Raw genomic sequence first — 4,726 nt, forward strand, 5'->3', positions numbered from 1 at the left:
GTTGGAGACATGGGCGGCGGACTTACGGCAGCTCCGCATCGAGGTCGGTGATCCCACGCTGGCGGAGATCGCGGAGCGCGCACCGAAGAGCCGGCCGTTGTCGCCTTCCGGTGTCAGCGAGATCCTGAACGGCAAGAGGGTGCCCACATACGACTTCTGCATGGCCCTTGTCCGGGTGCTGCTGGCCCACGACAGGGACCTCGTGCCGTACCGCGACAAGCGGTTGGCCGAGTGGCGTGAACGCTGGCAGCGGCTCAAGAAGCTGGAAGCGAATCAGCGGAGCCGCCGACGCTGGAGCGGCCCGAACGCTTCGACGGCCGGCCCCCACATCTCACCGGGCAACGGGCTGGCCGGACGCATGCTGCTGAACGCCCTGGACCAGGGTCGCGGACTGGAGATCGGCCCACTGGACGAGGAGCGGTGGGTCGGCAGACGCGCACTGACGTTTTCCCCGGGGGGAGGCGCCCTGGCCGCCGATCACCACGCGCGGGTACGGGTGTGGGATCTCGCCGCAGAGCAGTCCCCATCGGAAGCTGCCGTCAGTGAAATCGGCGGACGCCCCGACCGTTCTGTCGTGTCCTTGGCGTTCTCGCCGGACGGGGACCTGCTGGCGATCGGCAGCTTCAACGGCACCACCCGCCTGTGGGACGCGCATACCGGAGCCCCGGTGAGCAAAGCCTTGAGCGGCCAGGAGAACCTGCACACCGTCGCGTTCGCTCCTGACGGATGCCACCTGGCCGCCGCGGGAAAGACCGTACGCGTATGGGATGTCACCGATCCTGGGCAGCCGCGCCGGGTCGGAAAGTGGTCCAACGAGCCCTACGTCACGACGGCGATGGTCTTCTCCCCAGGCGGCCGACTCGCCCTCGCGCTGGCTTATGGCGAGGAAAACGGAGGAGTTCACTTCTTCGAACCATCCACCGGAGAGGAAATCGGGAAAGGAGTCACCGGACATGTGACCCCGATCACCGCCCTGGCTTTCTCACCCGACGGTCGCTATCTCGCCACGGGCGGCAAGGACACCACCGTAAGACTCTGGGACGCGTCGACCAGGAAGGAATCCGGTACGCCTCTGGTGGGCCATTCAGGCCCCGTGACGACCCTCGCCTTCTCGCAGGACAGCCGGTTCCTGGCCACGGGCAGTGAGGACACCACGGTGCAGGTCTGGAACACCAGCACGAACACGCGTACCGGGGCGCCTCTGACGAGCCACACCGAGCCGGTCAGAACGATGGCGTATTCACCTGACGGCCGTGTCCTCGCGACTGGAAGCGACAGTGGCATGCGCCTGTGGGTTCCGCCCCTGGGGCCTGACCGGCGGGAGGTCAGCGGCGTCGGGGGAGGTCCCTGGTAAGGCTTCGGTGGGCCGGGCAACGGCGGCTGAGCAAATTCGGCTTCACAGGTCGCCTGTGGACCAGGGATCATCGTCACTGACACGGTTGTTCGAGAAAGGTAACGGGGATGGGACAACAACAGGGCGACGAGGAGCGGGAGTTCGACCTCAAGTGGGCTGACGGGGCCGAGAACAAGGAGCCGTCCGCGCGGGCTCGGATGCTTGCGGCGCGGTGGAAGGAGAATCCGCCGGAGGCGATGCCGTTCCGGGGTGAGCCCGAGGGGGTGGGGCCTCGGCGGTCTTCGTGGATATCGACAGTGATTGTGCTGGGGAGTGTCGCCGCGGTCATCGTGTTGTTGGGGTACGTCAACTTCCGCGCGCCGTACTAGAGATGGACGAGATCATCGGCGAGAAGATCGATCTCGGGGATCCCCTCGCGTGGCTCCGGCTGGACGAGGCGTTGCGGCGCGAGCCGTACGCGCCCGCCGGGCTAGCCGAGCCTCAGCTCGCGATCGCGCTGTGCCACTACGACGGCAGGATCCGGGAGGCCGCGCTCCAACAGGTCGCCGGGTACCCGGTGTTGCTGCCGCTGGTCGTCGTGCGGTGTGCCGACTGGGTCGAGCAAGTGCGGGAGCGGGCGCGGGAGTTGCTCCGCGAGGCCCTCGACACGGACACCGCCCTCGCCCTCGCGCCGCTGATCCTGCTCTTCGGGCGGCGCGGCCGGGGTTCCTTCGCCATCGAGTTGCTGGACCAGGTGCTGCGCCGGGCGGCCCGCGAGCAGCTCGTGCCCCTCCTCGTCCACCCCGACCGCGCCGTACGCCGCTTCGTCCACCGCCTCGCCGTCGAGGAGAACCTCCTCTCCCCCGCCGAACTCGCCCGCACCGCCGCCCGGGACGCCGACACCGTCGTACAGAACCTGTGTGCCGATGCCGCGCTGGCCGTCGTGGCGAGGACGGGGGACTACGACGAGGTGCTCGGGCCGCTGCTCGGGGCGCGGAATCCGCGGGCCCGGGCGGCCGGGGTCACCGTGTTGCGGGCGGCGGGACGGGCGGCGGAGGCCGAGGGGTTTCTTGCCGATCGGTCCGGTGTCGTGCGGGCCTGTGCCCGGTATGTCGTGCGGCAGGGTGGGGGTGATCCGTCGGCGTCGTACCGGAGTTGGTGCCTTGCGGCGGAGCCCGTGCCGGGGGCCGTGATCGGGCTCGCGGAGTGTGGTGGGCGGGATGACGCCGAGGTGTTGTGGCCGCTCGTCTCGCATCCGAGTGCCGCCGTGCGGGTGCGGGCCGTCGCCGGGTTGCGGGTGCTGGACGTCGGGGACGTACGGCGGCTGCTGCCGTTGCTCGACGATCCGGCGCCCGGGGTCGTGCGCGAGGCGACGCTCGCGCTGTTGCCGTCGGCCGGGCTGGTGCCGGACGGGCCACTCATGGAACGGCTCGCGGGCGGGTGGCCCCGGGCGTGGCCCCGGCACGTGCGCGTCGCCGCTTTCCGGCTGCTGGACGCGCGGGGCGGGGTCGTACGGCTGCGGGCCGCCGTCGCGACGCTCGACGATCCGGACGAGAGGCTGCGGGCCTGGGGTGCGCAGGTGGTGCAGCGGTGGCGGCCGGAGGCGGGGGCCGCGCCCGGAGATGCCGAGGTGGGTGAGCTGCTCGGGCGGGCGCGGCATCTGTTCAGCGAGCACGTGCTGACGCGGCGGCTGTGGGAGGCCGGGCTCGGCGGCTGACCCGCGTCCTCACCTTCACACTCGCGCTCATCGGATTCTCAGGTGTTCCGGGGACCTTTTGCTCCGCCTAGGGCCGATCGGGACCACTTCATGGGAAGGGCCGGGTGCACACTGGGCGGTGGGATGAGTGCCTGACTGCGGGGTGATGGCAGATGCAGAGCCGCTTCCGGAGCGACCGGCGGTTGACCGTACGTATGGGTCTGACGCTGTTCCTGCTCGGACTGTTGTACGTGGCGTTCGTGGCCGCGTTGATCGTGTTGCTGAAGTCCTGGGTGCTGGTCGTGGTGCTGGCGGGCGGGCTGCTCGTCGCGCAGTACTGGTTCTCCGACCGGATCGCGCTGTACGCGATGCACGGGCGGATCGTGGAGCGGGAGGAGTATCCCGAGCTGCACGGTGTGATCGACCGGCTGTGTGCCGTCGCCGATATGCCGAAACCTGTCGTCGCCGTTTCCGACATCGACATGCCCAACGCCTTCGCCACCGGGCGGAACGCCGATCACGCCGTCATCTGCGTGACCACCGGTCTGCTACGGCGGCTGGAGCCCGCCGAGTTGGAGGGCGTGCTCGCGCACGAGCTGTCGCACGTGGCGCACAAGGACGTGGCCGTGATCACGGTGGCGTCGTTCCTCGGGGTGCTCGCCGGGCTGATGGTGCGGTTCGCGTTCTACTCGCAGATCTTCCGGGGGCGGAAAGACCAGAACACGCTGGCCGTCTTCGCGGGGATCATGGGGATCTCGGCGGCCGTGTACGCGATCAGCTTCCTGCTGATCAGGGCGCTGTCCCGGTACCGCGAGCTGGCGGCGGACCGGGCGGCGGCGCTGCTCACCGGCAAGCCCTCGGCGCTGGCCTCCGCGCTCACCAAGGTCGACGGCGACATCGCCCGGATCCCGACGAAGGACCTGCGGACCGCGCAGGCCTTCAACGCCTTCTACTTCAGCCCGGCGACCGGCACCGAGCCCGGTGTCTCGCGGTTCTTCTCGACCCACCCGAGCCTGGAGCAGCGGCTCGACCAACTGGGGCGGATCTCCGCCGAGTTGGGCGAGGCGGCGGTGCCCGGCATCGGGAAGGCGGACTGAGGATGGAGGCCTGAGGATGGGGTTGCTGGACATCCTGCTCGGTCGTACGAAACCGGTCGCTCCCGATCTCGACCAGCTGTTCGCGCTGCCCTCGGCGGCGGTGACGCTGGAGGCGGCGGCCGGGTTCAGGCCGACCGGGCGCGGTGCGGTGTGCTTCGCCACGGTGGAGGGCGGAGCCTTCGAGCAGACGCACCGGGAGGTCCAGGCGCTGCTGGACGCGGACGCCGAACGCACCGGGCCGCCGGTGGAGTTGACGCAGGACAAGTACGGCTACTCGTGGCTGGTCTCGCGCCGGACACCCGAGCAGTTGTCGGCACTCGTCAATGATCTGCACGCGGTGAACAGCGCGATGGAGGTCAACGGCTTCGGGCCCCAACTGCTGTGCTCGGTGGCCGGGTTCGAAGACGGAGGGGCTGACGGTGGCAGGCGGCTGGCGCTGGTCTATCTGTACAAGCGCGGGACGTTCTTCCCCTTCGCGCCGCTGGCCGGTGACGGTCAGCGGCGCGACAGCGCGCTGGAACTCCAGGTCAAGTCGATGCTCGGCGACGATCTGCGGATCGAGCAGGATCTGAGCCGGTGGTTCCCGGTGTGGGGCGCCCC

The 4,726-nt window shown here is 69.8% G+C and carries 5 protein-coding genes; all 5 read left to right on the top strand.

The features are described from left to right. Nucleotides 1-1,354 (top strand): WD40 domain-containing protein (locus tag ACNFOC_RS51115; protein ID WP_521987050.1); only part of this gene is annotated, 1,354 nt, incomplete at its 5' end. 107 nt (nt 1,355-1,461) lie between these two features. Continuing rightward, a complete protein-coding gene (locus ACNFOC_RS51120) occupies nt 1,462-1,722 on the top strand; it encodes an SCO2583/SCO2584 N-terminal domain-containing protein (protein ID WP_416965820.1) in 261 nt (86 codons plus the stop codon). A gap of 2 nt (nt 1,723-1,724) precedes the next feature. Beyond that, the gene (locus ACNFOC_RS51125) at nt 1,725-3,050 is read left to right on the top strand and encodes a hypothetical protein (RefSeq protein ID WP_416965821.1); all 1,326 of its coding nucleotides are present in this window, start codon (nt 1,725-1,727) and stop codon (nt 3,048-3,050) included. Nucleotides 3,051-3,202: 152 nt separating this feature from the next. Beyond that, nucleotides 3,203-4,126 carry a zinc metalloprotease HtpX gene (gene htpX, locus ACNFOC_RS51130; protein WP_416965822.1) on the top strand — a complete coding sequence of 308 codons (924 nt, stop codon included), beginning with the start codon at nt 3,203-3,205 and terminating at the stop codon, nt 4,124-4,126. Nucleotides 4,127-4,142: 16 nt separating this feature from the next. Next, nucleotides 4,143-4,726: PspA-associated protein PspAB (gene pspAB, locus ACNFOC_RS51135; protein ID WP_416965823.1), on the top strand; the 584-nt coding region annotated here is incomplete at its 3' end.

Source organism: Streptomyces colwelliae, from assembly GCF_048158785.1.
In the GTDB taxonomy this organism is placed as follows: Bacteria; Actinomycetota; Actinomycetes; order Streptomycetales; family Streptomycetaceae; genus Streptomyces.

Excerpts from the sequence above, each read along its gene's own strand:
- ACNFOC_RS51120 (WP_416965820.1), top strand. The coding sequence starts at position 1,462 with ATGGGACAACAACAGGGCGACGAGGAGCGGGAGTTCGACCTCAAGTGG.
- ACNFOC_RS51125 (WP_416965821.1), top strand. The coding sequence starts at position 1,725 with ATGGACGAGATCATCGGCGAGAAGATCGATCTCGGGGATCCCCTCGCG.
- htpX (WP_416965822.1), top strand. The coding sequence starts at position 3,203 with ATGCAGAGCCGCTTCCGGAGCGACCGGCGGTTGACCGTACGTATGGGT.